Source organism: Curtobacterium pusillum, from assembly GCF_007673235.1.
GTDB classification, from domain to species: domain Bacteria; phylum Actinomycetota; class Actinomycetes; order Actinomycetales; family Microbacteriaceae; genus Curtobacterium; species Curtobacterium pusillum_C.
The window spans coordinates 445966-472619 of sequence record NZ_VDZH01000004.1 but is presented as its reverse complement, the minus strand read 5'-3'; the positions used below and the strand labels follow the sequence as shown (position 1 = coordinate 472619).

The 26654-nt window shown below is 70.0% G+C and carries 34 protein-coding genes; 21 read left to right on the top strand and 13 right to left on the bottom strand.

From position 1 onward, the window contains the following. Positions 1-67: 67 nt before the first annotated feature. Positions 68-1330: a DNA recombination protein RmuC gene (locus FS532_RS13920; RefSeq protein WP_144755395.1), complete on the bottom strand. Its 1263-nt coding sequence runs from the start codon at positions 1328-1330 to the stop codon at positions 68-70. Between the two features lie 133 nt (positions 1331-1463). Here FS532_RS13920 and iolC point away from each other — a divergent pair, with 133 nt between their 5' ends. From iolC to FS532_RS13870, 10 genes are all read left to right on the top strand, one after another. Continuing rightward, positions 1464-2492 carry a 5-dehydro-2-deoxygluconokinase gene (gene iolC / locus FS532_RS13915; protein WP_144755392.1) on the top strand — a complete coding sequence of 343 codons (1029 nt, stop codon included), beginning with the start codon at positions 1464-1466 and terminating at the stop codon, positions 2490-2492. Continuing rightward, positions 2485-3459 carry a class I fructose-bisphosphate aldolase gene (locus FS532_RS13910; RefSeq protein ID WP_260852736.1) on the top strand — a complete coding sequence of 325 codons (975 nt, stop codon included), beginning with the start codon at positions 2485-2487 and terminating at the stop codon, positions 3457-3459. Before iolC ends, FS532_RS13910 begins: the two co-directional genes overlap by 8 nt. Beyond that, entirely contained in the window at positions 3456-4967 is a 1512-nt protein-coding gene (locus FS532_RS13905) for a CoA-acylating methylmalonate-semialdehyde dehydrogenase (protein WP_144755388.1), read from the top strand. Before FS532_RS13910 ends, FS532_RS13905 begins: the two co-directional genes overlap by 4 nt. Before the next feature lie 7 nt (positions 4968-4974). Further along, positions 4975-5889, top strand: a complete 915-nt coding sequence (gene iolB / locus FS532_RS13900) for a 5-deoxy-glucuronate isomerase (protein WP_144755385.1) — start codon at positions 4975-4977, stop codon at positions 5887-5889. Positions 5890-5924: 35 nt separating this feature from the next. Next, positions 5925-7832, top strand: coding sequence for a 3D-(3,5/4)-trihydroxycyclohexane-1,2-dione acylhydrolase (decyclizing) (gene iolD, locus FS532_RS13895; protein WP_144755540.1), 1908 nt, complete (start codon positions 5925-5927; stop codon positions 7830-7832). Positions 7833-7869: 37 nt separating this feature from the next. Then, on the top strand, positions 7870-8796 hold the full coding sequence (locus FS532_RS13890) for a sugar phosphate isomerase/epimerase family protein (protein ID WP_144755383.1): 927 nt from the start codon (positions 7870-7872) through the stop codon (positions 8794-8796). A 32-nt stretch (positions 8797-8828) separates the two neighbouring features. After that, the gene (locus FS532_RS13885) at positions 8829-9896 is read left to right on the top strand and encodes a Gfo/Idh/MocA family protein (protein ID WP_144755380.1); all 1068 of its coding nucleotides are present in this window, start codon (positions 8829-8831) and stop codon (positions 9894-9896) included. A gap of 3 nt (positions 9897-9899) precedes the next feature. Next, positions 9900-10769, top strand: coding sequence for a sugar phosphate isomerase/epimerase family protein (locus FS532_RS13880; protein WP_144755377.1), 870 nt, complete (start codon positions 9900-9902; stop codon positions 10767-10769). Then, positions 10766-11881 carry a transaldolase family protein gene (locus tag FS532_RS13875; protein ID WP_144755374.1) on the top strand — a complete coding sequence of 372 codons (1116 nt, stop codon included), beginning with the start codon at positions 10766-10768 and terminating at the stop codon, positions 11879-11881. The genes FS532_RS13880 and FS532_RS13875 overlap by 4 nt, the downstream gene beginning before the upstream one ends. A gap of 127 nt (positions 11882-12008) precedes the next feature. Continuing rightward, entirely contained in the window at positions 12009-12422 is a 414-nt protein-coding gene (locus FS532_RS13870) for a tautomerase family protein (protein ID WP_144755371.1), read from the top strand. A gap of 4 nt (positions 12423-12426) precedes the next feature. Here FS532_RS13870 and FS532_RS13865 read toward each other — a convergent pair whose 3' ends face one another. The 3 genes from FS532_RS13865 to FS532_RS13855 all read right to left on the bottom strand — a co-directional run bounded on the left by FS532_RS13865 (position 12427) and on the right by FS532_RS13855 (position 14493). After that, positions 12427-13185, bottom strand: a complete 759-nt coding sequence (locus FS532_RS13865) for a GntR family transcriptional regulator (protein ID WP_144755368.1) — start codon at positions 13183-13185, stop codon at positions 12427-12429. 155 nt (positions 13186-13340) lie between these two features. After that, positions 13341-13976 (bottom strand): exonuclease domain-containing protein, encoded by a 636-nt coding sequence (locus FS532_RS13860; protein ID WP_260852735.1) that lies wholly within the window; start codon positions 13974-13976, stop codon positions 13341-13343. A 55-nt stretch (positions 13977-14031) separates the two neighbouring features. Continuing rightward, entirely contained in the window at positions 14032-14493 is a 462-nt protein-coding gene (locus tag FS532_RS13855) for a hypothetical protein (RefSeq protein WP_144755362.1), read from the bottom strand. 93 nt (positions 14494-14586) lie between these two features. Here FS532_RS13855 and FS532_RS13850 point away from each other — a divergent pair, with 93 nt between their 5' ends. The 3 genes from FS532_RS13850 (at position 14587) to FS532_RS13835 (ending at position 16885) form a co-directional block, all read left to right on the top strand. Beyond that, positions 14587-14793 (top strand): hypothetical protein, encoded by a 207-nt coding sequence (locus tag FS532_RS13850; RefSeq protein ID WP_144755359.1) that lies wholly within the window; start codon positions 14587-14589, stop codon positions 14791-14793. A gap of 70 nt (positions 14794-14863) precedes the next feature. Then, positions 14864-15937, top strand: coding sequence for a redox-regulated ATPase YchF (gene ychF, locus FS532_RS13845; protein WP_144755356.1), 1074 nt, complete (start codon positions 14864-14866; stop codon positions 15935-15937). A gap of 570 nt (positions 15938-16507) precedes the next feature. Then, positions 16508-16885, top strand: a complete 378-nt coding sequence (locus tag FS532_RS13835; RefSeq protein ID WP_144755350.1) for a hypothetical protein — start codon at positions 16508-16510, stop codon at positions 16883-16885. 33 nt (positions 16886-16918) lie between these two features. Here the strand turns inward: FS532_RS13835 and FS532_RS13830 are convergent, their stop codons facing one another. Together FS532_RS13830 and FS532_RS19070 are read right to left on the bottom strand one after the other, a co-directional pair. Continuing rightward, positions 16919-17332: a hypothetical protein gene (locus tag FS532_RS13830; RefSeq protein ID WP_144755347.1), complete on the bottom strand. Its 414-nt coding sequence runs from the start codon at positions 17330-17332 to the stop codon at positions 16919-16921. After that, a complete protein-coding gene (locus tag FS532_RS19070) occupies positions 17329-17454 on the bottom strand; it encodes a hypothetical protein (protein ID WP_260852734.1) in 126 nt (41 codons plus the stop codon). Before FS532_RS19070 ends, FS532_RS13830 begins: the two co-directional genes overlap by 4 nt. A gap of 331 nt (positions 17455-17785) precedes the next feature. Here FS532_RS19070 and FS532_RS13825 point away from each other — a divergent pair, with 331 nt between their 5' ends. Genes FS532_RS13825 through FS532_RS13815 form a run of 3 tightly spaced genes read left to right on the top strand, consistent with a single transcriptional unit; the run spans position 17786 to position 19086 of the window. Continuing rightward, on the top strand, positions 17786-18061 hold the full coding sequence (locus tag FS532_RS13825) for a type II toxin-antitoxin system TacA family antitoxin (protein ID WP_144755345.1): 276 nt from the start codon (positions 17786-17788) through the stop codon (positions 18059-18061). 4 nt (positions 18062-18065) lie between these two features. Then, positions 18066-18590, top strand: a complete 525-nt coding sequence (locus tag FS532_RS13820) for a GNAT family N-acetyltransferase (protein WP_144755342.1) — start codon at positions 18066-18068, stop codon at positions 18588-18590. A 31-nt stretch (positions 18591-18621) separates the two neighbouring features. Then, the gene (locus FS532_RS13815; protein WP_144755339.1) at positions 18622-19086 is read left to right on the top strand and encodes a phage tail protein; all 465 of its coding nucleotides are present in this window, start codon (positions 18622-18624) and stop codon (positions 19084-19086) included. Between the two features lie 7 nt (positions 19087-19093). On the opposite strand, the gene FS532_RS13810 is transcribed toward FS532_RS13815, so the two are convergent. Further along, positions 19094-19399, bottom strand: coding sequence for a nucleotidyltransferase family protein (locus FS532_RS13810; RefSeq protein WP_260852733.1), 306 nt, complete (start codon positions 19397-19399; stop codon positions 19094-19096). A 160-nt stretch (positions 19400-19559) separates the two neighbouring features. On the opposite strand from FS532_RS13810, the gene FS532_RS13805 reads away from it, so the two are divergent. After that, complete coding sequence (locus FS532_RS13805; RefSeq protein WP_144755334.1) at positions 19560-19931, top strand: hypothetical protein; 372 nt, start codon at positions 19560-19562, stop codon at positions 19929-19931. A gap of 57 nt (positions 19932-19988) precedes the next feature. Here the strand turns inward: FS532_RS13805 and FS532_RS13800 are convergent, their stop codons facing one another. The 3 genes from FS532_RS13800 to FS532_RS13790 all read right to left on the bottom strand — a co-directional run bounded on the left by FS532_RS13800 (position 19989) and on the right by FS532_RS13790 (position 21993). After that, positions 19989-20276: a hypothetical protein gene (locus FS532_RS13800; RefSeq protein ID WP_144755331.1), complete on the bottom strand. Its 288-nt coding sequence runs from the start codon at positions 20274-20276 to the stop codon at positions 19989-19991. A 230-nt stretch (positions 20277-20506) separates the two neighbouring features. Then, the gene (locus FS532_RS13795; RefSeq protein WP_144755328.1) at positions 20507-21133 is read right to left on the bottom strand and encodes an HD domain-containing protein; all 627 of its coding nucleotides are present in this window, start codon (positions 21131-21133) and stop codon (positions 20507-20509) included. 83 nt (positions 21134-21216) lie between these two features. Continuing rightward, positions 21217-21993, bottom strand: a complete 777-nt coding sequence (locus FS532_RS13790) for an isocitrate lyase/PEP mutase family protein (protein ID WP_144755325.1) — start codon at positions 21991-21993, stop codon at positions 21217-21219. A gap of 271 nt (positions 21994-22264) precedes the next feature. On the opposite strand from FS532_RS13790, the gene FS532_RS13785 reads away from it, so the two are divergent. Further along, a complete protein-coding gene (locus tag FS532_RS13785) occupies positions 22265-23452 on the top strand; it encodes a MalY/PatB family protein (RefSeq protein ID WP_260852732.1) in 1188 nt (395 codons plus the stop codon). A 74-nt stretch (positions 23453-23526) separates the two neighbouring features. Here the strand turns inward: FS532_RS13785 and FS532_RS13780 are convergent, their stop codons facing one another. The 3 genes from FS532_RS13780 to FS532_RS13770 form a co-directional block, all read right to left on the bottom strand. Beyond that, the gene (locus tag FS532_RS13780; RefSeq protein WP_079238408.1) at positions 23527-23715 is read right to left on the bottom strand and encodes a hypothetical protein; all 189 of its coding nucleotides are present in this window, start codon (positions 23713-23715) and stop codon (positions 23527-23529) included. Positions 23716-23732: 17 nt separating this feature from the next. Further along, positions 23733-24188, bottom strand: coding sequence for a GNAT family N-acetyltransferase (locus tag FS532_RS13775; RefSeq protein ID WP_144755319.1), 456 nt, complete (start codon positions 24186-24188; stop codon positions 23733-23735). A 92-nt stretch (positions 24189-24280) separates the two neighbouring features. After that, entirely contained in the window at positions 24281-24778 is a 498-nt protein-coding gene (locus tag FS532_RS13770; protein WP_144755316.1) for a GNAT family N-acetyltransferase, read from the bottom strand. Between the two features lie 68 nt (positions 24779-24846). Here FS532_RS13770 and FS532_RS13765 point away from each other — a divergent pair, with 68 nt between their 5' ends. The 3 genes from FS532_RS13765 to FS532_RS13755 are packed head-to-tail and all read left to right on the top strand — an operon-like array spanning position 24847 to position 26651. Next, the gene (locus FS532_RS13765) at positions 24847-25734 is read left to right on the top strand and encodes a LysR substrate-binding domain-containing protein (protein WP_144755313.1); all 888 of its coding nucleotides are present in this window, start codon (positions 24847-24849) and stop codon (positions 25732-25734) included. Between the two features lie 42 nt (positions 25735-25776). Beyond that, on the top strand, positions 25777-25944 hold the full coding sequence (locus FS532_RS13760; RefSeq protein ID WP_144755310.1) for a CopG family transcriptional regulator: 168 nt from the start codon (positions 25777-25779) through the stop codon (positions 25942-25944). After that, complete coding sequence (locus FS532_RS13755) at positions 25941-26651, top strand: hypothetical protein (protein WP_144755308.1); 711 nt, start codon at positions 25941-25943, stop codon at positions 26649-26651. The genes FS532_RS13760 and FS532_RS13755 overlap by 4 nt, the downstream gene beginning before the upstream one ends. Positions 26652-26654 lie beyond the last annotated feature (3 nt).

The window sequence follows — 26654 nt, the reverse complement described above, 5'->3', positions numbered from 1 at the left end:
GCAGCGGCGGCAGCGGCGGCCGGGCCGGGCCGGGCGGCAGCCGCGCCGGGGCCGGCGACCGCGTGCGTCAGTCGCGGTCGGCGGCGGCGACGAGCTCCGGGGCGGTGAGCAGCCGCGGCTCGTCCTCGATCGTGGCGGGGTCGGCGATGACCTTCGACTCGTCGAGCAGTGACAGGCGCCGGGCACTCGGGAGCACCTGCCGCTCGAGTGACCCAACGAACCGGTTGTAGTCGACGACGGAGCCCCGGATCGACCGCCCGAGCTTGTCGATGTGCTGCGCCATCGTGGCCAGGCGTCCGTGCAGTTCGCGCGAGATCGTGAAGAGCTCGCGGGCCTCCTGCGTGACGACGTCCTGCTGCCACGAGAACGCCACGGTCTTGAGCACCGACCAGAGCGTCACGGGTGAGGCCAGGGCGACCCGCTTGCGGAAGGCGTGGTCGAGCAGCCCCGGGTCGGCGGCGAGGGCGCTGGCGATGAGGGACTCCGACGGGATGAACGCGACGGTCAGTTCGGGGGAGGCGTCGTACCCGGACCAGTACTCCCGCGCGGCCAGGGCGTCGACGTGCGCCCGGAGTGCCTTGACGTGCTGCTGGAGGAGCTGGTCGCGGCGGGCTCCCTCGGCCCCGGTGGCGCTCGCGGGGATCTCGGCGGCCTGCAGGTAGGCGCTGAAGGGCACCTTGGCGTCGACGGCGAGGCTCTTGCCCCCGGGCAGGTGCACGATCATGTCGGGGCGGGCGGCGCCGGCCGAGGTCGTCACCGAGGACTGCACGTCGAAGTCGACCCGTTCGAGCAGCCCGGCGGCCTCCACCACGTTCCGCAGCTGTGTCTCGCCCCAGACCCCGCGCGTGCTGTTGGCGGAGAGGGCACTCGCGAGGGTCTCGGCCGTGGCGCGCAGGCGCTCCTCGGACTCGGCGGCGGAGCGGAGCTGCGCGGACAGGGTGCCGTACTGCTCGCTGCGGGCCTGTTCGAGCTCGGCGATCTTGGTGCGCATGACGTCGAGGGTCTGGGCGACCGGGCTGAGGGCGGAGAGCACCTTCGACTCGTTCTCGTTGCGGGCCGCGTCGGCTCCGTGCATGCGCTGCACGAGGTGCTCCAACTCGGCGCCGCGGCGCTCGAGGGAGTCGACCTGCCGCCGGTACTGCGCGTCCTGCGCGTCGAGCCGTTCCTCGGCGTCACGACGGGCGGCGTCGAGCTGCCCGCGCAGCGCCTCGGCCGTGGCCCGGGCGGACGCGGCGTCCACGCCGGCGCGGGAGCGGGCGAGCGACCAGGCGACGACGGCGCCGACGGCGACGCCGATCACGAGACCGATGACCAGGGCGAGGATCTGCATGTCGTGACCTTGGCAGGACCCACCGACACCGCGCCTCCAGGCCGCCGGAATCCATGTCATGACATTAGGGCAAACAAGGTGTACAGTCGTGATCGTCCGCCGATGAAGCCGCACGGAAGGTCCACCACGTCGCATGACGAACCGAGCTCCCCACGCCTACGACGTGATCACCATGGGTCGCGTGAGCGTCGACATCTACCCCCAGCAGACGGGCCCGCTCGAAGACGTCTCGACGTTCTCGAAGTCCGTCGGCGGCAGCGCCACGAACGTCGCGATCGCGGCTGCGCGCCACGGCGCCGACGCAGCCGTCATCACCCGCACGGGCAACGACCCGTTCGGCCGCTACATCGCCCGCACCCTGCCGGAGTTCGGCGTCGCGAACGACTTCGTCGAGACCGTCGACGGGCTGAACACCCCCGTCGCGTTCTGCGAGATCTTCCCGCCGGACGACTTCCCGCTGTACTTCTACCGGGCGCCCAAGGCCCCGGACCTGATGATCACGGCGAAGTCCCTCCCGCTGCACGAGATCGAGCGGGCGAAGATCTTCTGGACCACGGTGACCGGCCTCAGCGAGGAGCCGAGCCGCCAGGCCCACCACGTTGCCTACGAAGCGCGGAGCGCGTCGCAGAACGACACGAAGCTCCACACCGTCCTGGACCTGGACTACCGGTCGATGTTCTGGTCGAGTCCCGAGGCCGCCACGCGTGAGGTCGCCGTCGCCCTCGAGCACGCCACCGTCGCCGTCGGCAACCGCGAGGAGTGCGAGGTCGCCGTCGGGGAGACCGACCCGGTGCGCGCCGCCGACGCCCTGCTCGAACGTGGTGTCGAGATCGCCATCGTGAAGCAGGGCCCCAAGGGCGTGCTCGCGAAGACCCGCGACGAGTTCGTCGAGTTCCGCCCGCACCACATCGACGTCGTGAACGGCCTCGGGTCGGGCGACGGCTTCGGCGGCGCGCTGACCCACGGCCTGCTGCAGGGCTGGGGCCTCGAGCGGATCCTCGCCTTCTGCAACGCCGCCGGCGCCATCGTCGCGACCCGGTTCGAGTGCTCCACGGCCATGCCGACCAGCGACGAGATCGACGCCTTCATCCAGTCGAACCCGGCCGAAGGCACCACCCACGACAGCACTCACGACAGCACCGAGGAGAAGGTCGATGCCTGAGATCAGCACCGCGGACTTCGCCCGGCTGCGGGACATCCGCGCCGGACAGCCCGACCTCGTGCGGGCCACGCTCGACGCCCGCCGCAAGCGCTCCCTGCTCGCCGACGACGGCAAGCTCTTCATCGTCGCCGCCGACCACCCGGCCCGCGGAGCCCTGGCCGTCAGGAACGACGAGTCCGCCATGGCCGACCGCTACGACCTGCTCGAGCGGCTCGTCACGGCCCTCGGCCGCCCGGGCGTCGACGGCGTCCTCGGCACGCCGGACATCCTCGAGGACCTGGCGCTGCTCGGCGCCCTCGACGGCAAGGTCGTCGTCGGCTCGATGAACCGCGGTGGTCTGCGCGGTGCGTCGTTCGAGATGGACGACCGCTACACGGCGTACTCGGCGCAGGCCATCAAGGACTCCGGGCTCGACTTCGCCAAGCTCCTGGTGCGCATCGCGCTCGAGGACTCGGGCACGGCCCCGACGCTCGAGGCCACGGCCCGTGCGGTCAGCGAAGCCGCCGCACTCCAGCTGCCGATCATGCTCGAACCGTTCATGTCCGCGTGGCAGGACGGCCGGGTCGTGAACGACCTGACCGCCGACGCCGTCATCACCTCGATGGCGATCGCCGCGGGCCTGGGGGAGTCGAGCGCCTACAGCTGGCTGAAGATCCCGGTCGTCGACGACATGGAGCGGGTGATGGCCGCGACGACGCTGCCGACGCTGCTGCTCGGCGGGGACCCCTCGTCCCGCCCGCTCGAGACCTACGCCAAGTGGGCCGACGCCCTCGCGCTCCCCGGAGTGCGCGGCCTGGTCGTCGGCCGCACCCTGCTCTACCCACCGGACGGCGACGTCGCCGCCGCGGTGGACGTCGCCGCCGGTCTCGTCCACACGGGCGGCGGAACCACGCAAGAAGACGTCAGCACGCACGAAGACGCCGCCACGCACGAAGAAGCCACCACACTCGAAGGAAGCAACGCATGACCATCACGGAGACCACCACCTCCACCGTCGGCCACTGGATCGACGGCAAGCGCGTCGAGTCCGTGTCGGGAAACACCGCTCCCGTGTACGACCCCGCGCTCGGCGTCGCGACGAAGCAGGTCGCCCTGGCGAACGAGGACGAGATCCAGGCCGCCATCGCGAGCGCCAAGGCCGCGTTCCCGGCGTGGAGCAACCTCTCGCTCACCAAGCGCCAGCAGATCCTGTTCTCCTTCCGCGAGATCCTCAACCGCGACAAGGGCGAGCTCGCCGAGATCATCACGAGCGAGCACGGCAAGGTCATCGACGACGCGCTCGGTGAGATCGCCCGTGGTCAGGAGGTCGTGGAGCTCGCGACGAACATCCCGAGCCTGCTCAAGGGTGAGTTCAGCGACCAGGTGTCGACCGGCATCGACGTGTACTCGATCCGGCAGCCGCTCGGCGTGGTGGGCATCATCAGCCCGTTCAACTTCCCGGCCATGGTGCCGCTGTGGTTCCTGCCGATCGCGATCGCCGCGGGCAACACCGTCGTGCTGAAGCCGAGCGAGAAGGACCCGAGCGCCGCCATCTGGCTCGCCGAGAAGTTCTCCGAGGCCGGGCTGCCCGATGGCGTCTTCAACGTCCTGAACGGCGACAAGCTGAGCGTCGACGGGCTGCTCACCAGCCCCGACGTCGAGTCGATCTCGTTCGTCGGCTCGACCCCGATCGCCCAGTACGTCTACGAGACCGGCACCAAGCACGGCAAGCGCGTGCAGGCCCTCGGCGGCGCGAAGAACCACATGCTGGTGCTGCCGGACGCAGACCTCGACCTCGTCGCGGACAACGCCATCAACGCGGGCTTCGGGTCCGCCGGCGAGCGCTGCATGGCGATCTCGGTCGTCGTCGCCGTCGAGCCCGTGGCCGACGATCTCATCCAGAAGATCAAGGACCGCGCGGCCACCCTGCGCATCGGCGACGGTCGTCGCGGGTGCGACATGGGCCCGCTCGTCACGAAGCAGCACCGTGACAAGGTCGCCTCGTACATCGAGGTCGCAGAGCAGGACGGTGCGGTGGTTGTGGTGGACGGCCGCACCGTCCGACCCGACGGCGACGAGAACGGCTTCTGGCTGGGCCCGACGCTGATCGACCAGGTCCCCACCACGAGCCGCGTCTACACCGAGGAGATCTTCGGTCCGGTGCTGAGCGTCGTCCGCGTCGCCACGTACGAAGAGGGCCTCGAGCTCATCAACTCGGGTGCGTACGGCAACGGGACCGCCATCTTCACGAACGACGGCGGCGCCGCCCGTCGCTTCCAGCGCGATGTGCAGGTCGGCATGATCGGCATCAACGTGCCGATCCCGGTGCCGGTCGCGTACTACTCGTTCGGTGGCTGGAAGAACTCGCTGTTCGGCGACCACAAGGCGTACGGCGCCGACGGCGTGAGCTTCTTCACCCGCCAGAAGGCGATCACGAGCCGCTGGCTCGACCCGTCGCACGGCGGCATCAACCTCGGCTTCCCGTCGAGCAACTGACCCGCGCATGACGAACGAACAGCACCAGCACGACGACTGGTTCGTCCCCGCCGGATCCCGCCCCGAGGCGGGCTGGACCGACGTGGTGGACGGACGCATCGAGGGGTGGGCGCACACCGGTCTGCGGACCGGCGCGCTGACCGACGGAGGTGAGCTGCGCCTCCAGGCCGCTGCCGTGGAGCGCATGGTCGTGCCGCTCTCGGGGAGCTTCCACGTCGCGTGGTCCGGCGCCGAGACCGGCGAGCAGGGCCTGGAGGGACGTGGCGGGGTCTTCGAAGGCCCCACCGACGTCCTGTACCTGGGTTCCGGCCTGGAGGCGCGGATCACCGGATCGGGACGGGTCGCGGTCGCCGAGGCGCCCACCGACGTCGTCAAGCCGGTCGGGTACATCGCGAAGGGCGACGTGCCCGTGGAGCTCCGCGGCGCCGGCCAGTCCAGCCGACAGGTGCACAACTTCGGCACCCCGGCCGGGCTCGACGCGGTGAAGCTCCTGGTCTGCGAGGTGATCACGCCGGCCGGCAACTGGTCGTCGTACCCGCCGCACAAGCACGACACGAACGTGCCCGGCGAGGAGTCGAACCTCGAGGAGATCTACTACTACGAGTCCGCGGTGGCCCGGGGGGTCTCCGCCCCGGCCAGCGCTGACCCGTTCGCGCTGCACCGGACGTACGCGTCTGACGACCGTGCGATCGACGAGTTCCGCGAGGTCCGCACGGGCGACATCGCCCTCGTGCCGTACGGCTGGCACGGCCCGGCCGTCGCAGCGCCGGGCTACGACATGTACTACCTCAACGTGATGGCCGGCCCCGACCCGGAGCGCGTCTGGAACATCACCGACGACCCGGCCCACGGCTGGGTCCGCCAGGTGTGGGAGAGCGAGCAGCTCGACCCGCGCCTGCCCTACGAGAAGGAGTCCGCGTGACCACCACCACGCGCGCAGCCGGCGCGACGCGCCGGATGACCGTCGGCCAGGCGCTCGTCGAGTTCCTGGCCAACCAGTGGACCGTCGACGGCGACGTCCGCGAACGCACCATCCCGGGGATCTTCGGCATCTTCGGGCACGGCAACGTCGCGGGCGTCGGTCAGGCCATCAAGCAGCTCCACGTCGAGCAGCCCGGTCTGCTGCCGTACCACCAGGCCCGCAACGAGCAGGCGATGGTGCACGAGGCCGTCGGCTTCGCGCGCATGCACCGCCGCCGAGCGACCTTCGCCGCGACGGCGTCGGTCGGCCCGGGTGCCGCCAACATGCTCACCGCCGCGGCGCTCGCGACGACGAACCGGCTGCCCGCACTGCTGCTGCCGTCGGACACCTTCGCCACGCGCACGACCGACCCCGTGCTGCAGCAGATCGAGCTGCCGCACGACACCTCGTTGCAGGTGACCGACGCGTTCCGTCCGCTGTCCCGCTACTTCGACCGTGTCGAGCGCCCGGAGCAGCTCTTCTCGATCGCCCTCGCGGCGATGCGCGTCCTGACCGACCCGGCCGAGACCGGTGCCGTGACGATCGCGCTGCCGGAGGACGTCCAGGCCGAGGAGTTCGACGTCCCCGTCGCCTTCCTGCAGCCGCGCGAGTGGCACATCCGTCGTCCGCTGCCCGAGCACGGGCCGCTGGCGCGTGCGGTGGCGGCGATCCGAGCGGCGGAGCGTCCGGTCGTCGTCGCGGGTGGTGGGGTGCTCTACTCGGACGCGGCCGACGAACTCGCCGCGTTCGTCGAGGCCACCGGCATCCCCGTCGGCACCTCGCAGGCCGGCGGCGGCTCGCTCGTGTGGGACCACCCGCAGTACCTCGGCGGCATCGGTGCGACCGGCACCGCAGCCGCGAACGCGATCGCGGCGCAGGCCGACGTCGTCATCGGGATCGGCACGCGGTACAGCGACTTCACGACGGCGTCGCGGACCGCGTTCCAGAACCCGGACGTCACGTTCGTCAACGTGAACGTCGCTGCGTTCGACGCGTACAAGCACGGTTCGCAGCTGCCGCTGATCGCGGACGCCCGGGAGGCACTGGTCGCCCTGACCGCGTCGCTCACGTCCGCCGGGTCGTCGCCCGCAGAGCCCGCGTACGTCGTCGACGACGCCTACGCCGCCGAGATCGCATCCCAGAAGGCCGCGTGGGACGCGGCGGTGGACGCCGCGTTCGCGCCGTCCGGCCTCGCCCTGCCCGGCCAGCCCGAGATCATCGGCGCCGTGCAGTCGGTGACCGATCCCCGCGACGTCGTCATCCAGGCCGCGGGCTCGCTGCCCGGCGACCTGCACAAGCTCTGGCGGGTGCGGGACGAACTCGGTTACCACGTCGAGTACGCCTTCTCGTGCATGGGCTACGAGATCGCCGGCGGCATCGGCGTCCGCCGGGGTGCCCCGGACCGCGACGCGATCGTCATGGTCGGCGACGGCAGCTACCTCATGCTGCACACCGAGCTCGTGACCGCCGTGGCCGAGGGCATCAAGATCGTCGTCGTCCTCATCCAGAACAACGGGTACGCGTCGATCGGGCACCTGTCCGAGACCGTCGGGTCCGAGCGCTACGGCACGAAGTACCGCTACCTGGACGAGACCGGCTCGTTCGAGGGCGACGACGTCCTGCCCGTCGACCTCGCCGCGAACGCCCGCTCGTACGGCGTCGACGTGATCGAGGTCCAGCCCGGACCGAACGCGATCGAGGACCTCAAGGCCGCGGTGCGCCAGGCGAAGGCGAACGACCACACCACGCTCGTGCACGTCCACTCCGACCCGCTCGTCTACGCCCCGGACGGCGACGGCTGGTGGGACGTTCCCGTCGCCCAGACCTCCACGCTGCCGAGCACGCAGCAGGCCCGAGCCGAGTACGAGCAGCAGGTCGCGGCCCAGCGGCCACTGCTCGGCTGAACACCCTCCACCACGACTGCAGAAGGACGACGACGTCATGACCGACACCGCCACCGCCACCGACGCCATCCGGATCGGCACCGCCCCCGACTCGTGGGGCGTCTGGTTCCCGGACGACCCGAAGCAGGTCCCGTGGCAGCGCTTCCTCGACGAGGCGACCGCGGCCGGCTACAAGTGGATCGAGCTGGGGCCGTACGGCTACCTGCCGACCGACCCCTCGCAGCTGCGCGACGAGCTGGAGTCCCGCGGGCTCCAGCTGTCCGCCGGCACCGTCTTCACCGGGTTCCACAAGGGTGACGACCAGTTCCAGCGCGCCTGGGACCAGGCGGTGAAGGTCGCCGGCCTCGCCGCTGCGCTCGGCGCCGAGCACCTCGTCACCATCCCCGACCTCTGGCGCTCCGACGCCACGGAAGAGGTGCTGGAGTCGCGCACGCTGACCGACGAGCAGTGGCAGCGACTCGGCAAGGGCCACGACCAGCTCGGCAAGGCGCTGCTCGAGGAGTTCGGCGTCCACCAGCAGTTCCACACGCACGCCGACAGCCACGTCGGCACGTACAAGGAGACCGTGCGCTTCCTGTCCGAGACGGACCCGGCGTACACGAACCTCTGCCTCGACACCGGCCACTTCGCGTACTACGGCGGCGACAACCTCAAGCTCATCGCCGAGCACCCGGAGCGCATCGGGTACCTGCACCTCAAGCAGGTCGACACCGACCTGCTGTTCGACGTGCTGAAGAACGACGTGCCGTTCGCCACCGCCGTCTCACAGGGGATCATGACCGAGCCGCCGCACGGCACCCCCGAGCTCGCGCCGATCATCGAGGCCGTCGCGAAGATCAACCCGGACGTCTTCGGCATCGTCGAGCAGGACATGTACGGCTGCTCCGTCGACGCTCCCGGCCCGATCGCCGAGCGGACGTTCCAGCACATCTTCGGCTCGACCGCCGCCGCCCGCGCGCTCTGACGAGCGACCGTCCACCACCTCTGGAGAACAGCATGACCACCGAGAACCTCCGCGTCGCCGTCGTCGGTGCCGGCGCCATGGGCAGCGACCACGTCCGTCGCATCACGTCCACCATCGCCGGCGCGGACGTCGTCGCGATCGTCGACCCCGACACCGCTCGCGCCACCGCCGCGGCCGAGAAGGCCCCGGGCGCTATCACCGCCGCGTCCTTCGAGGAGGCGCTCGACGCCACCCCGATCGACGCCGTGATCGTCGCGACCCCGGGCTTCCTGCACGAGCCCGTGCTCGTGCCGGCCATCGAGCGTGGCCTCGCGGTGCTGTGCGAGAAGCCGCTGACCACGAGCGCCGAGGACTCGCTGCGCATCGTCGAGCTCGAGCAGGCGAAGTCCGACCGCCCGAAGATCCAGGTCGGGTTCATGCGCCGCTTCGACAAGGGCTACCAGGAGCTCCGTGCGCTCCGTGAGTCCGGCTCGAACGGTGCCCTGCTGGCCCTGCACCACGCGCACCGCAACCCGACGACCCCGCCGAACTTCAGCGAGTCGATGCTCATCCACGACTCGGTGATCCACGAGATCGACATCATCCCGTTCATCACGGGCGAGCCGATCACGAGCGTCGAGGTGAAGAAGCCGCGCAAGAACTCCCTCGCACCGGCCGACCTGCCCGAGCCGCAGTTCGTCCTGTTCACCACCGAGTCGGGCACGATGGCGATCGTCGAGATCAACGTCAACGCCCAGTTCGGCTACCAGGTCACGACCGACGCGGTGTTCGAGTCGGGTGTCGCGTACATCGGCCGCGAGACCTCGCTCAACCTGGTGTCGCAGGGCGTCTCCGGTCAGGGCGTCACCCCGTCGTTCGTCGAGCGCTTCGGTGCCGCCTACGACGAGGAGGTCCAGCGCTGGGTCGACGCCGCGAAGAACGGCGGGATCGACGGCCCGAGCGCCTGGGACGGGTACACGGCGTCCGTCGTCGCCGAGGTCGCCGTGCGTGCGCAGCAGACCGGTGCGCTCGAGCAGGTCGCCTACGCCACCGCGAAGCCGGCGTTCTACGACGCCGGTGCCGGCGCCGGTGTCGGCGCCGGTGCGCTCGCGGGGGCCTGATCGATGCCGAAGATCGCCCTCGATCCGACGCCGTTCCACCACGACCTGTCGCTGCTGGAGTTCCCGCAGAAGGTCGCGGACCTCGGCTACGACCACCTCCAACTCACCCCCCACAAGGACTTCATCCCCTTCTACCGGCACCCGAAGGCCGACGACGACCTCGTCGACGCGTTCGCCGCCGCGTGCCGGAAGGCCGGGGTCCAGGTCGCATCGGTCCTGCCGGTCCTGCGGTGGTCCGGCCCCGACCGTGACGCCCGCGAGGCCGCGGTGACGAAGTGGAAGCGGGTCATCGAGATCACGAAGCGCCTCGGTGTGGACACGATCAACACCGAGTTCTCCGGACGCCCCGAGCGCCCCGAGGAGTCCGAGGACGCCTTCTACCGCTCGATGGAGGAACTCCTGCCGATCATCGAGGACGCCGGGATCCGTGTGCTCATCGACCCGCACCCGGACGACTTCGTCGAGGACGGGCTCGAGGCACTGCGGGTGATCCGCGGCCTGAACTCGAAGCACGTCGGGTTCGTCTACGTCGCCTGCCACACGTTCCACTACGGCGGCAACATGGACGAGATCATCGACGCCGCGGGGGACTCGCTTCAGCTGGTCCACGTCGCCGACGCCTACGACCACCGTCGTTCGCACGGCCTGCGCTACATCACGAACCCGCCCGGCAACCCGGTCCGCGTGCACCAGCACCTCCCGGTCGGCCAGGCGGACGTCGACTTCGACGCCTTCTGGGCGGCGCTCGACCGCGTCGGCTTCTCCGCTCGCGAGGACACCGTCGCGGTGTCGAGCGTCTTCGCCGAGGACGAGAACGCCGACGAGGTCTCGCGCTTCCAGCTCGACACGATCACGAAGGGACTCACACGATGACCACGACCCTCGAGACGTCGGCCACCACGACCGATGCAGACACCCGCCCCGTCACCCTGCAGGCGGCTTCGCAGACGGTGACCGCGCTCTGGAACGACTCCGCGGATCCGCACGAGCTGTCCACCGCCATCCACGAGTACGGCGCCGTCGGTGCGACGTGCAACCCGGTGATCGCGTACACGTGCATCAAGCAGGACCCCGACACATGGGTACCGCGCATCCGCGAGATCGCTGCCGAGCACCCGACCGCGGGGGAGTCCTGGATCGGCTGGAAGGCCGTCGAGGAGCTCTCGATCGCCGCGGCGGAGCAGCTGCTGCCCGCCTTCGAGGCGTCGGGTGGCCGCAACGGCCGACTGAGCATGCAGACCGACCCGCGCTTCCACCGCGACCAGGACGCGCTCGTCGAGCAGGCCGTGCGGTTCTCGCAGCTCGCGCCGAACATCATCGTGAAGATCCCCGCGACGAAGGTCGGCATCGGCGCGATCGAGGAGGCCGCCTACCGCGGTGTCTCGATCAACGCCACCGTGTCGTTCACGGTGCCGCAGGTCGTCGCCGTGGGCGAGGCCATCGAGCGCGCCCTCGACCGCCGTGCCGCCGACGGTCTGCCGGAGCAGGAGTTCGGGCACGTCGTCACGCTGATGGCCGGCCGGTTCGACGACTGGCTGAAGACCGTCGTCAAGCGCGACCACGTCATGGTCGACCCCGGCATCCTGGAGTGGGCAGGCGTCGCCGCGGTCAAGAACGCGTACCGGGTCTTCCAGGGGCGCGGCTTCCGGTCGCGCGTGCTCGTCGCGGCCTTCCGGAACGCGCTGCAGTGGTCCGAGTTCCAGGGCGGCGACCTCGTCGTCTCCCCGCCGTTCCAGTGGTCGAAGGACATCAACGACAACGCGTTCCCGTTCCGTCCGGACGCCATCGACGACGAGGTTCCGGCGTCGGTCATCGAGGCACTCCGCGCCGCGACGCCCGAGTTCGCCCGCGGCTACGACGTCGACGGCATGACGATCGACGAGTTCGACCGCTTCGGGGCGACGGTCACGACCCTGCGGCAGTTCCTCGACGCGGACGCGAAGCTGGACGCGCTGGTGCGCGACATCATCGTGCCGGCTGCGTAGTCTTCCGCGACCACCCACCGGACGGGAGGCACGGTGCCAGCTGGCACCGTGCCTCCCGTCCGCTCTTTCCCAGGTTCGCCATCCATGTTAGTTTGTCAGGACAAAGTCCCGAACTGCAGGAGGCACCATGCCGCTCGTCCGTATCGACCTCGCCACCGGCCGCACGCCCGAGGCGGTGCGCGCCATCGCCGACGCGATCCACACCGCGATCGTCGACGTCTACGCGATCCCCGTGCGCGACCGGTTCCAGGTGATCACCGAGCACCCGGCGCAGCAGATCATCGCCGAGGACGCCGGGCTCGGCTTCGAGCGCACCGACGGGGTCGTCATGATCCAGGTCTTCACCCAGCGCGGACGGACCGACGAGGCGAAGACGACGCTGTACGCGGCGATCCACGACGCGCTCGCCGCGGTCGGTGTCGCGTCGGAGGACGTCTTCATCGGCTACGTCGAGAACGGGCCGCAGGACTGGTCGTTCGGGTTCGGGCGCGCGCAGTACGTGACGGGCGAGCTGGGCGTGCCCGCGTCCGTTCCGGTCTGATCGCCTACTTGTCGACCAGCGTGACCTCGAACGAGTAGCGGTCGGGGCGGTAGCAGTGCACACCGTACTCGACCGCCCGGCCCGAGGCGTCGTACGCGGTGCGGCTCATCGTGAGGACGGGGTCGCCGTCCTCGATCTCGAGCAGACTTGCTTCGTCGTCGGTCACCGCGCGGGCGCCGATCCGCTGCTTCGCGACCCGCATCGTCACGCCGCGGCCCCGGAGCAGCTGGTAGAGGCCGTGGTCCTGCAGGTCCTGGTCGGTGATCTCGAGGAACTCCGGCGGCAGGTAGTTCTCGAGGATCGCCATCGGGACGTCCTCGGCGAACCGCACGCGTCGGATGTGCGCCACCGTCGTGCCCGGGGTGAGTCCGAGCGCCTCCGCGACGACTTCGGACGCAGGGACGTCGTTGCGCTCGAGCAGTTTCGTCGCCGGCGCCTGCGAGCCCTGCGCGAGGTCGTCGTAGAGGCTCGTCAGCTCGACCTTGCGCGTCACCGGGCCGTGGACGACCTGCGTGCCGATGCCACGGCGGCGGACGAGCAGGCCCTTGTCGACGAGGTCCTGGATCGCACGGCGGATCGTCGGGCGGGAGAGCCCGAGCCGTTCACCGAGCGCGATCTCGTTCTCCAGCCGTGCACCCGGCGGCATCGCCCCGGAACGGATCGATTCCTCGATGCGGGAGGCCACCTGGAAGTACAGGGGCATCGGACCCGACCGGTCCAGGTCCATGAACAGGTCGGACGGCAGCTGGCCTTCGTTGGTCATCGCGGTCCTTCGGAGTGCGGGGTTCGGCGTCGGTGCCGAGGGAATGTCGTGACAATACCACCGGGGGTGCTCGGCACCGGGGAGCCCGCTCCCGTCGTCGCTGGACCGGCCCGGGCGGGTCAGTCGGCTGAGTCGGCTCGGCCGGTTCAGTCGGTTCAGTCGGCGAAGATCATCGGGCGGTTCGACAGCCGGGGCTGGCTCGCCTGCTTCGGCTTCTCGGCGCGGGGTCGGACCGGCGCGATGTGCACGCGTGTGGCGGCACCGAGCGCCTCGACCGTCCCGACGCCGTGGTGGCCGGCGGCGTGCACCACGATGGCCGCGCAGGCCTCGGCGTCGGCGGCGGCGTCGTGGTGCCGGAAGCCCTCGTAGCCCGCGGCTCGCGCTGCCATCGGGAGACGGTACGAGTCGAGCGTGTAGGTCTTGCGTGCGACCTGCAACGAGCACATCGAGTGGTGCTCGGCCAGGGCGATGCCCGTCGCCGAGCAGCCGCCCGCGATCACGCCCATGTCGAAGCGGGCGTTGTGCGCGACGAGGACGTCCCCCTCGGCGAACGCGACGATGTCCGGGTACTGCTGTTCCCAGGTCTTCGCACCGACGACGTCGTCCGCGACGATGCCGTGGATGCGTGTGTTCCACTCGAGGAACGCGTCGTGCCCGAACGGCGGTCGGATGAACCACGAGGCCCGTTCGACGACCTTCCCCGCACGGACCTTGACGAGTCCGACCGAGCAGGCGCTGGCGGGCGAGCTGTTCGCGGTCTCGAAGTCGATCGCGGTGAAGTTCAACGGCACGTCCCCGATGGTCGCACGCGGCGCCGACATCGCCGGAAGCCGCATCGGCGTTGCGTCAGCGGCGGCGGAGACGGCGGGAGCCGCGCTGGCGTCGTGCCGTCAGCCGCCAGGTGGCACTCCGGCGGGCACGTTCCTCCGCCAGGTGCGGCGCCAGGATCGAGCCGACCAGCTCGAACGCGAGCGCCGACGCGTCCAGTCGCCACCGGCGGTCGGTGCCCTCGACGTGAGCGGTGAACGCCGCTGCGAAGTCGTCGGTCACCGCGGGGAACGCCAAGTTCGTCGGCGGCAGGACCATCCGGTAGCGGTCCTCCTCCGCGTGGTCGATCGCCCCGTCCTCCGGGTCGTAGTCGACCAGGACGTCCGCCTCAAGCTCGGCCAATGCGTCGTGCAGCGCGTCGAGTTCGCTCGGTGGAAGTTCCTCCAACGCGGCGATCGTCTCCGCGGCGAAGTACCGCCGTTGCCCGCGGGCGTCGAGCCCCATCGAGTGCACCCCGCGCCGGTCACGTTCGAACCACATCGACGTCCTCCATCCGTGTCGTCCGGACCACGCTGCCACCCGGGCGCTCCACGTGTGCTGTTCTCCGGGCCGGAACACGCCTACGCTGCCCGCATGGGGGATCCTCGCGACCTGGACGAACTGCTGGCCCGCGCCGACGTCGTCGACGCGCCGTCGCACACCGTGCGTCGCGCGGTCGGTCTGGGAGTCGCCCTGACGGGCATCGGGGTCGCCGTCGCCGTCGGTCTCACCTCCGGGGCGTCCGCAGTGCTCGGCGCGGTGCTCCGTGCGGCGTTCGGGCGCTGGGGCGACCTGTTCTGAGCGTGGCCGGCACGGCGGCCTGGAGGCACGGCGCGGCTTCGCCACGCAGCCGCCGGTAGGCTGTACTCCCGTGGCACTCACCATCGGAATCGTCGGTCTCCCGAACGTCGGCAAGTCGACCCTGTTCAACGCCCTGACCAAGAACCAGGTCCTCGCCGCGAACTACCCGTTCGCGACGATCGAGCCGAACGTCGGCGTGGTGAACCTGCCAGACCCGCGCCTCGACCAGCTCGCGGAGCTGTTCCACTCCGAGAAGACCGTCCCCGCGCCGGTGTCGTTCGTCGACATCGCGGGCATCGTCAAGGGTGCGAGCGAGGGTGAGGGGCTCGGCAACAAGTTCCTCGCGAACATCCGCGAGGCCGACGCCATCGCGCAGGTCGTCCGCGGGTTCACCGACGACGACGTCGTGCACGTGGCGAACAAGGTCTCCCCGAAGGACGACCTCGAGGTCATCAACACCGAACTTATCCTCGCCGACCTCGAGACCATCGAGAAGGCCCTGCCCCGGTACGAGAAGACCGTGAAGCTCAAGCAGGCCGAGCCGATCGTGCTCGAGACCGCGCAGGAGGCGAAGGCAGCGCTCGAGGCGGGCACGCTGCTGTCCGCCACCTCGATCGACCTGACCCCGATCGCGGAGCTCGGCCTCCTGTCGGCCAAGCCGTTCATCTTCGTGTTCAACGTCGACGAGGCGATCCTCACCGACGACGCGCGCAAGGCCGAGCTCGCAGCGCTCGTCGCCCCCGCCCAGGCGGTGTTCCTCGACGCGCAGGTCGAGTCCGAGCTGATCGAGCTCGACCCGGCCGACGCCGCCGAACTGCTCGAGTCGACCGGCCAGACCGAGTCCGGCCTCGACCAGCTCGCCCGCATCGGCTTCGACACCCTCGGGCTGCAGACCTACCTGACGGCCGGTCCGAAGGAAGCCCGTGCGTGGACGATCGGCAAGGGGTGGAAGGCTCCCCAGGCTGCCGGCGTGATCCACACCGACTTCGAGAAGGGCTTCATCAAGGCCGAGGTCATCTCCTTCGACGACCTGGTCGCGACCGGCTCCATCGCCGAGGCCCGTTCCGCGGGCAAGGCTCGGATCGAGGGCAAGGACTACGTCATGCAGGACGGCGACGTGGTGGAGTTCCGCTTCAACAACTAACAGGCTCGGAACGACGCTGATCGGGCGCTATTCGGCCGCCTGCGTCCGCAGGCAGTCCGCAGAATTGCCGGAGACCTGGCGCATAGGGCCCGCGGACGCGGACCGAGGCGGCGCAAGAGGTCATTGCAGCGTTCAGTCAGCTGTCCAGCTCCTGGATGGAACAGCACAATGCGCAGGTCGCGCGAGCGGCGCTCCGTATCAGCTTCGTGCGGGGGCTTCTGACTACAGCGTCAAGCGACGATGAACCCAAGTTCGACTACGCCAAGTCCCTCGCCGCCCGCGTCAGCGACCTTGACGCCTACTTCTTGGCATTCGCAACGCTCAAGGACTCGCAGCCCCCACTCATCAAGCGGGTCTTCTCGCGCTCGTTCATGCGGTCGGACTACGACGGCGCCGCGCTCCGAGCGCTCGGTGCGGCCGGGCTCGTGGATCCGGCTCACGCGGAGGCGGACCCTCCGCCCGTGGCAGCGCCCTGACAGCGTCCGGCCAGCGTCGGACCTCTGACAGTCACGGGGCCGACACCACAAGAGGGGGAAGATGCGGTCGCGAGTGCACCAGTAGCGTGCCCGGGTGACCATCTCGATCGAAGGCGCGTCGCTCCTCGCGACCTTGTTCCCCATCAGCATGCTCGTCCTGCTCGTGGAGGCGCGCGCAGCTGGCGGGGTGGCCGGACCTGAATGGAAGCGCGGGGACGGCTTCCGGGCTTGGCGCGCTTGGATCCTGAGCTTCCGGAACTTCTGGGAGACGATCACGGCACTCTCGCCGATCGCAGCGCTCGGTGGCACAGTGATTTGCGCTGTCGCAGTGTGCGTTCCGGCGCGCATCAACGAGGACTGGTCCGTATGGGTCGCGGTGTGTGGCGGTTATCAAGTAGTCGCGGTGTTCTTCGCGATCAACCGCCTGATTCGACTCATGACCGTTGAGAACCACATGGCGAGTCGGGACTGACACCCCCGAATGCCAGGGGCTGACGGGCCGGCGTCAGGTCCCGGGTTTGCTCGGATCGTTGAGAAACGCCTGAGCCCTCGCGTACCAGGTCTGGACGGTGTCCGCGGTGCGGTCCGAGCGTCGGTACTCGCCGACGTGCGTAAGTGTCTCGTCGCGCCACTCATTGAATCGGCTGATCGCGTTATCGCGCGCGGCCTGCGCGGCGAAGTTCGGAGTGCCGTACCGCTTGCGGTAGCTCGTCTTCGCGGCGGTGAAGAGCAACGCGGCCTTGACGTGTTCTCGGTCGAGCCAAGACTTGAGCCACGGCTCGGACGACGGCAGCTCCCCGAGGGTCAACTTAATGCGCTGCAGGCGGTCCACGACCTCGTCAGACCCAGTCAGGCACTCGTCCGTCAGCTCGAGACTCCGGATGAGTGTCGCGACCTTGTCCAGTGCCCAGTCGCTCACTTCTCGACCCGCATGATGCTTTCCTTGCCGAAGCTGTGTCCCTGCTCACAGCTGAAGATCCCCTGGCGGGTCACTCCCTGCTGTACCAGTGCCCCGCAGTCTTTGTGCAGCTCAACGATCATCGCTAACCCTTTCCTGCAGCACCGGCGTCTCCGGATCTCCATCGCAGCCTACGAGCGACCAGTGACGAGTCCGCAACGAGTCCGCAAGAGGGCCACAACGGGCCCTGCCCGCGCCGGGCTGCCCTACGCTCCCATCCGCGTAGTCATGGGCCTATCCGGACTCGGCACTACTCGGCTCTTCCCCAACGTTAGATCCGCTCCAACAACTAGGCGGCGCCCGCGACTCGAGTGTGTCGGTGACTCCGACCGTCCGGCTGGCTTGCACGCTGCTCGACGTGCCGCGGGGATGACCGTGTCGACAATGTACGGCGATCTGCCGTACGATAGCGACATGGTTGCCCCGCGTAAGTCAGATCGGCTCGACCTCCGGCTCACCCCGGAGCAGAAGCATGAGATCGAAGCAGCCGCGGCGATCTCGGGCCGATCGATCACGGACTTCTCGGTCAGCGTCCTGGTGGAACACGCGGAGGACACGATCCGCCGCGAGCGCGAGATCGCGATGTCCGACAAGAGCTTCGCCGCGTTCTCTGCTGTGCTCGACCGTCCGGCGAAGTCCGTCGCCGGGTTGGCCGACCTCCTGGCTCGCCCCAGCGTCTTCGTCGACTGAAGCGATGGCGATCCTCCGGCGCCCTCGGCCGATCACGCAGCACGACGACACCAGCCACTTCGACTGCGGCAAGCCCACCCTGACGAGCTGGCTGCAGATCCGCGCGATCCGCAACGAAGCAGGCGGAGCATCCCGCACGTTCATCTCGATCGACGACGAGACGGATCGGATCGCTGGCTACTACTGCCTCGCGGCCAGCTCGCTCCAGTCGGCGGGTGTTCCGGGCTCGTTGCGGCGGAACATGCCCGATCCGATCCCCGTCGTCCTCATCGGTCGGCTTGCCGTGGACCTGACGTTCCAGGGTCTGGGCCTCGGTACGAGTCTGCTGCAGGATGCGCTCGTCAAGAGCATCGAAGCATCGCGGCTCGTCGGTGCGCGCGCTGTGATCGTGTACGCGATCGACGACGAGGCTGCGGCGTTCTACGAGCGATTCGGGTTCGCCGTGATCCCGGAGACATCACGCTGCATGTACCTGCTGGTGGGGGACGCTGAAGCGACGATCCTCGCCGCGAACGCTAGGGCGCGGTAGGTTCGCCACGAGCGATGCACCAGGAGGCCCCATGTCGTACGTTGTCGACTTCGAGAACGTGTCCACCGCCGGGTTGGAGTCCTCGCCGGTTGCTGATGCCCTCGCGGGACTCCGTGCCAACGAGGCTCGGTACTTCAAAAACAAGTACGACCACGTGTTCACGACCCATCCGGCCGCCGAGGTCCCCGACCTGGTCGACTACGTCGCACGGGTGCTCCAGGAGGAGCGCGGTCTCGTGATCGCATCGCCGCCGCTCGAGGCGACCGAGGCGCTGGTGGACGGGGTTCGCTGGACGTACGTGTTCTACGAATCCGGGCTCGCGATCAACGTGCTCTACACACTGGAGCCCGGCGGGAAGCGGGCGGTCGGCTTCAAGCTGTCCGACGGCATGGAGGTGCCGGACGAGCTCGCGGACAAGTTCAAGTTCGCTCGACAGAAGTCGAAGCTCGCCGGCACGATCCGCGGGTCGTTCTTCGTCGTGAAGGGTGAGTACTGACCGCTCGTCACAGCGGAACGGCTTCGTCCAGGACCTGTCGGAAGTGCACGTCGTCGTCGAGGTCGTCAGTCAGGACGTCGACCGGGAAGCCGGTGATGCTCTCGGCCGCATGGGCGAAACCTACGAGGTCGAACAACGACGTGGCTGCAGTGAGTGACACCAACAGGTCGATGTCACTGTCAGCAGTGTCGTGACCGCGGATCGTCGAGCCGAACACCCTGACGTTCTCGAGGCGGAACCGGTGTGCCGCCGCGATGACCTCGTCGGCGTAGACGGCCAGCGGGATACTGAGACGAGTGTCCGCGGCCTTCATGATCCGAATGAGGTCCTCTGGGGCTGGGCGTCGCTCGCCGTTCTCGTACGCTGCGATCGTGTCGTGTCCGTCACCGCTCGATCGCCCCGATTGGCCACCGAACGCGCTTCTTGTGCCCACGTGCATCGCCCGCACCTACCGTCGGTTACGAGGAGGAAACGTGAAGTACATCCACTACGACGGCAGCCTGATCCTGACAGGCGACCTGATCGCCGACGCGGTCGCGGACTACGCAGCGGTCCTCGGAGCGAACGGCCGGACGGACACGGTCTCGATCCCGTCCGTCGCGGACGACGGGTCCGCGACCCGGACGACGGTGCTCGTGGGTCCGGCGAGCGAACTGACCGTGAGCACGGCACCGGACGACGAACTCGAACCCGAGGACCACGGGTTCATCCGCAACCTGCGTGACGCCGCGGTCCGGGCCGGCGCGGAGCGTCCACTCGACGTCGACGGCGGACAGCGGTTCGTGGGGGCGGACGACCCTGACCTCCCCGACGACCCCGACGCCTACGAGGGAAGCCGGCCCTGAGACGACGAATGCCGCCGAGCACTGCTCGGCGGCATTCGTGTGTGTGGAGCGTGGGGCTCAGGCAGCGAGTGCGAGCTCGCCCGTGCGGACGGACCGCGCCTGCACGAGCGTGCGGCTCGCTTCGCCGCGCCACGAGCGGCCGGGCACGGTCCAGCCGGCCTCGCCGTCGATGTCCACGCGGGACCCACGGGTGATGAAGCGACCGAGGTCGTCGGCCGGGATGCGGACGAGGTACTCGCGCTGCGAGCGCTCGTCGCGCACACCGAACTCGGCGATGCGGTCGGGGGAGACGGTCGGCGCCGCGAGTGCGGTGCCGATGATGGTGATTCGTTCGTTGCTGGTCATGGTGTTGCGGTACTTCCTGGTCGTTCGGCGCCAAGGGCCTCGGTGTCGGCGGACGGCTGAGTCCGGCGCGACGCATCGAGTGCGGGGCGGGCACGTCGCGTTTCGACGTGCAGCTCGTCCGTTCGGATCGAGCGGTGGTCTCGTCGGAATGCGATTCGGGTGAATCGGCTTCGAGACGGTTCGGTGTGCGCGAGTCAGATGGGTTCGCTGCAGTGCACCAAATGAACACACTACCCGACGGTGGCCGGATTGTCCAGGAACGATGTCCAACGGGTCCCGCCGGCGGCGACGTTCCCCGAACCGTCGAGTCTGGCAGCGGACGAGGACGGCTTGCGATCGGCCTGCTCGTGGATCGCCCCGTCGAAGGCCTCGGAGAAGTCGAGTCGGGGGACGGCATCGGTGACGGCACGGAGGTCCGACGCCTTCCACCGAGCGAACCCGACCCCGGAGACGTCGAGCGACGTCGCGACCTCGAGCAGGTGCCCCTCGGCGTCGAGAGCGGGGTCGACGGACGTCCACATGTGCCGCTCGATCACCTCGCCGACCCGACGGGCCCGCGCGGCGTCCCAGCCGGCCCCGAGCGCGAACACGGAGCCGACGGCGCCGCCGGCGTCCTCGAACGGCACCGAGTGGGCGTCGAAGGACTGGGTCACGCCGAGGTCGTGCAGCATCGTCGCGACGAAGAGGAGCTCGCGATCGGGGTCGAGGTCGATGGTCGGTGCGAGCAGCGACGCCCAGGCCCACGAGCGCAGGCAGTGGTTCACCAGCGCCGGCGAGGACCACGCCCGCACGACGTCGAGCGCTCGCGCGGCCACGGGGGAGGGCGGTGCGAGCAGTGCGTCGACGTCCAGGGTCATGGCACGAACGTAGCGGAGGTGACCGACAGACGGACTGGAGGCGCGGAGCCAGCTGGCACCGCGCCTCCAGTCCGGTTCCTGGTTCAGTTCAGGGTCGGGGTGTCCTCCGGCACGACGCCACCGCCGTACAGGTCGGTCGCCAGGTCGCGGAGCGCGCGCAGCGCGACGCGTTGCGTCAGTGGGCCGTAGGAGATCCGGGCGACCCCGAGGGCCTCGTACTCGGCAGCGGGGAGGGCTCCGGGCAGGCCGATGACGGAGAGCTTCCCGCGGCCGAGCCCCTCGACGAGCCGCTCCACGACGTCCCGCTGGATGGCTCCCGGCACGAAGACCAGGGCGGCGCCGTTGTCCAGGAACGCCTTCCCGCGAGCGATGGCGTCGGCGATGCTCTCGTCGAGTGGCCGGTCGCCACCGCGGGCGATCGCGTCGGTGCGAGCGTTCAGCTGGAAGTCGACGCCCTCGGTCTGCGCGGCGGCGGTGATGGCGGCCACGCGGGCGACGGCCTCGTCGAACGGGCGCAGGCGGTCCTCGACGTTCGCGCCGACGATCCCGGAACCGATTGCGCGGCGGATCGTCTCGGCCGGGTCCTCGTAGCCGTCGTCCAGGTCGGCGGTGACGGGCAGATCGGTGGCGGCGGCGATCGTGGCTGCGCCGGCGAGGGCGACGTCCAGCGGCATCCCGCCGTCGTCGTACCCGTGGCTCGCCGCGATCGAGTGACCGGCTGTGGCGATCGCCTTCGTCTCGGGGAGGTCACTGACGACCTTGGCGCTGATCGCGTCCCAGACGTTGACGACCCGGAGGATCTCGGGGGCTTCGTGCAGCTGCTTGAGGGTTGTCGCCTTGTCGGCGGTGCTCGTGCTCATGACGCCGACAGTAGGCCGACCAGCCCGGGCAGGGATCATCGTGTGCGTCGCACGACGTCACCGTAGCGTCGAGGGTGACGCGCGTCCACGGAGCAGAAATCGTCGAGTCGGCGCCGGCGACCCGACGATTTCTGCTCAGTGGACGATCGCAGACCGGCAGGTCCGCGTGCCCGGCCGACGGGGCGGCCCCCGGCCGTCACCCGCCCCGCAGACGACGCGAGATGACGTCCGGACTCGCGCCGTGCCTCCAGTCCGATGCATGCTGGGACGCATGGCGCACGACGAGGAGGACCCGGTCGGCACGCTCCGCGGGGTCCGCACGAGCATCAAGTGGACGCGCTACGCGCCCGACGTGCTGCCCCTGTTCGTCGCCGAGATGGACCACGAGGTCGCTCCGGCGATCCGGCAGGCGCTCATCGAGCGGGTGCAGCAGTCCGACCTCGGGTACCTCGACGGTCCTGGGCCGCTCGCGCCCGCGTTCGCGTCGTTCGCCGCGGACCGGTGGGGGTGGGACGTCGACCCGGGCCGCGTCTACCTGGCGACGGACGTCAGCGTCGGCATCGTCGAGTCGCTGCGGCTCGCGCTGCCCGACGGCGGCCGGGTCGCCATCACGCCGCCCGTCTACCCGCCGTTCTTCGAGCTCGTCGAAGAGGCCCGATGTCAGGTCGAGGAGGTCCCGCTGCTCGAACAGTGGGGCGTCTACCGGCTCGACCTCGAGGGCCTCGAGCGCGCCTTCGCCAGCGGTGTCGGCGTGTTCCTGCTCTGCAACCCGCACAACCCCGTCGGCCTCGTGCACGACCGCGCCGACCTCCTGGCGCTCGCCGAACTGGCCGCGCGCTACGACGTGCTCGTCATCAGCGACGAGATCCACGCACCCCTGACCCACCCCGGCGTCCAGTTCACGCCGTTCGCCGCGATCGCCGAGCCCGCCGGGGCGCGCAGCGTGTGCGTCACGAGTGCGAGCAAGGGGTGGAACCTCGCGGGGGTGAAGTGCTCCGTCATCGTCGCCGGGGACGCGCGCACCGCCACCCTGCTCGACACCCTGTGGGAGGAAGTGGCCTGCCGCACGAGCATCCTCGGGCTGCACGCGAACCTCGCGGCGTTCACGCTCGCGACGGACTGGTTGGACGACGTGGTCGCCCGGATCGTCGCGAACGAGCGGCTGCTCGGCTCGCTGTTGGCGGAGCACCTGCCCGGCGTCGTGTACACCCGGCCCCGGGCCGGGTACCTGGCGTGGCTCGACTTCCGCGGCATCGGGCTCGGTGACGACCCGGCGGTGCCGCTCCGCGAGCACGCGTACGTCGCGCTCAACTCCGGCCTCGGGTTCGGGTCGCAGGGGCGCGGGTTCGCGCGACTCAACCTGGCGTGTTCGCCGGACACGCTGCGCGAGGCCGTGCTGCGGATCGCGGCGGCCTACCCGTCGAGTGCGCAGGAGGGGCTGGTCTGGCACGTCGCGTGAGCGGCGGGCAGGGTCCTCGGACCGGAGGCGCGGATCGAGTCAGGCGCGTCGGCCCACTCCGCGAGCTCGGCGCGTCAGTCGTCGACGTACTGGTTGCGACCCACGACACGGATGCGGAGGTCGTCGGTGCGATCCATCGCGAGGAACTCACGGGACACGAACCCGACGGACGGCCACCGCGTGACCTCGGTCACCAGGATCCCGTCGATGAAGACCTGCCACGCGCCGCGCTCTCGGACGGCCTGGACCTCGTACGTCGCCATGCCGCGAGCGTACCGGCTCAGCCGACCCGCTTCGCGTAGTACCGCACTGTCGGGACCTCGCCCGAGGGCTTGCTCCAGTCGGCGGGGCCGCGACCGGTCATGCACCAGCCACGGCGCTCGTAGAGGCGCCACGCGTCGGGTGTCTCCTCGGTGACGTCGAGTCGCAGGTGCGTGCCTGGTGCCGCGGCCTCGGCGGCGGCGAGGAGCGCGTCGGCGATCCCCTTGCCGCGGTGCGAGGGGTCGACGAACAGTCGGGTGACCTCGGCCATCCGACCGGGTGCCGGCACGGCGACGCCGACGTGGCCCACGACCTGGTCGTCGTGGACCGCGACCCAGGCGCCCAGCAGGCCGTCGGGGGAGATCCAGTCGCGCGGCGCGTCCGGCCAGGTGCTGGGGTAGCCGGTGCCGTGGACGCGCCAGAGCACCTCGACCAGGGGGTCGAGGTCGGTCTCGGCGCGCTCGTGGATCCGCATCTCGTCGGACGCTATCGGACGGCCGGGCTGCCCCGTTACGGTCCCGCGCGATCCGGCGGCTCGGACTGGTCGTTCCGCCGCCGTGGCCGAGGTCAGAGGTCGAGCGCCATGTGCACGTCGGCGCGGGCGTAGGGGCTCGGGGCGACCTCGTCGTGGCCGAGGTGCCGGAAGCCGAACGCCTCGTACAGGTGCACGGCGCTGGCGAGCTGGGCGTTGCTCTCGAGGACGACCCGGTGCGCGCCGAGTGCCCGGGCGCCGTCGAGTGCGACGGCGATGAGCTTCCGGCCGGTGCCGTGGCCCTGGTGCTCGGGGGAGACTGCCATCTTGACGAGCTCGAACACCCCGGGGGCGACGGGGGCGATGCCGACGCAACCGATGACCGGACCGTCCTGGTCGAGGCGTGCGACGAACGCGGCACCGCCGGGCTCGACGATCTGGCCGAGCGGGTCGCCGAGGAGCTTGCGGTCCTCGTCCTCCAGCGTGAAGAACCGGCTGATCCAGGCCTCGTTGAGGACCCGGAAGGCCTCGGCGTCGGCGGTCGAGGCGATGTCGGTGATGGTGAGGGTGTCGGCGGTGGTCGCATCGGGCATGCACCCATCCTCGACTGCCCGTCGAGCGGCGTCCAATACTCGTTCGCGCCGATCGATACGCTGTGTGCATGGATCGGATGCCAGATGTCGACCTCCGCCAGCTGCGGGCATTCCTCGCAGTGGCCGACGAACTGCACTTCGGACGGGCCGCCGCACTTCTCCGGATCGCCCAGCCGGCACTGTCGCAGCAGATCCGGCGGACCGAACGCGACCTCGGTGTCGACCTGTTCGCCCGGACGAGTCGCAGCGTGGCGCTCACCCCGGCAGGACGCGTGCTGCAGGGTCGAGCGCGGTCGCTCCTGGAACAGGCCCGCCGGGACCTCGACGAGACGGTGCGTGTGGGTCGGGGCGAGGCCGGTCGGCTCGACGTCGGGTTCGTCGTCTCGGCGCTGCCGCTCGGTCCCATCGAACGGGTGCAGGCGTTCCGGGAGCGCTACCCGCTCGTGCGCGTGGAACTCACCGAGGGGTACTCGTCCACGCTGCTGGCACGGATCGTCCGCGGCGAGCTCGACCTGGCGATCGTGCGGGACCCAGATCCCGACCCGGCCGTGCGCTTCCTGCCGTTCCGCAGCGAGCGCTTCGTCGCCGCCGTCCCGCACGGGCACCGGCTCGCCGACCGGACGTCGATCCGCGGGCCGGAGCTGCTCGACGACCCGTTCGTGTTCTTCCCGGCGGCGGCCGGTTCGGTCGCGACGGAGCGCAACCTCGCTCCGGTCGTCTCCGGAGCCCGCCGTCCCACCGTCGTGCAGGAGGCCACGACCTGGGCCACCGTCCTGCACCTCGTCGGCGCGGGCCTCGGGGTGACGGTCGCGCCGGAGAGCGCCACCCTGGCGGCGCCCGCCTCGGTCGTCCTGCTGCCGCTCGAGGCCGACGACCACCGGAGCGAGCTCGTCTGGGCGGCCCGTGCCGACGACGACCGCGAGATCCTGCGGAACTTCGTCGCCGCCACCGAGTGAGAACCGCGTGACAATCCGGCGCCACGGCGCTAGATTGCTAGCATGGTAGCCCAGGCGAACAGCCCGAAGGTGCAGTTCAACGTGTACCTCCCTGCCGATCTGGTGCGTGACCTCAAGCACCGTGCGATCGACGAGGGGGTCTCGCTCTCCGCGCTCGTCGAGCGCATCGCTGCCGCGTACGTCTCCGAATCCGAAGGGGGAACCCGATGACGATCACCGTGCAGCAGATCCAGTACACGACCGATCCGCCCGCGTGGCACGCACTCGCCAGTGGCCTTGGTCTCCAGCCGTTGCCGGGCGGCGACGACGTGTGGTCCGAGTTCGCCGGGGACGGTGTCCTCGCGGTCCACCGGGTCGACACCGTCGCCGAGGAACGGACCGAGATCGTCCTGCTCACCGACTCCGCGGCCGCGCTCGACGACCTCGAGCGCACCCTGGTCGACACCGGTGCGACGGTTCGCCGGACCGTCCTCGACGACATCGGTCCGCTGCTCGTGGTCGGCGACCCGCTCCCGATGTCCGCGACGACGTCGACGTCCGCGACCGGGAGCACCTCGTCGCCGCTGACGGTGATGCCGATCTGGTACGGCGCCGACCTCACGGCCCAGGCAGGGGTCGCCGAGGCGGTGGGACTCCGTCGCCGGCTCACGTCGGACAGCGGTGTGTGGATCGACTTCACCGCGGCAGGCGGCGGCGCTCTGGCGTTGCATGGGGCCGACCAGCACGGCGTCGAGCTGTCGTTCGAGTACTCCGGGGACCTCGACGCGCTCGCGACGCGCCTCACCGAGGCCGGGTTCGAGCCGAGGATCATCGATGAGGCCTACAACCGGACCCTGCGCGTCGCTCGGCCCGACGGCCCCGACCTCTGGGTCAACGGCGTCCAGCAGGACCTCTACGGGTACACGCGGTCGAGCTGACGC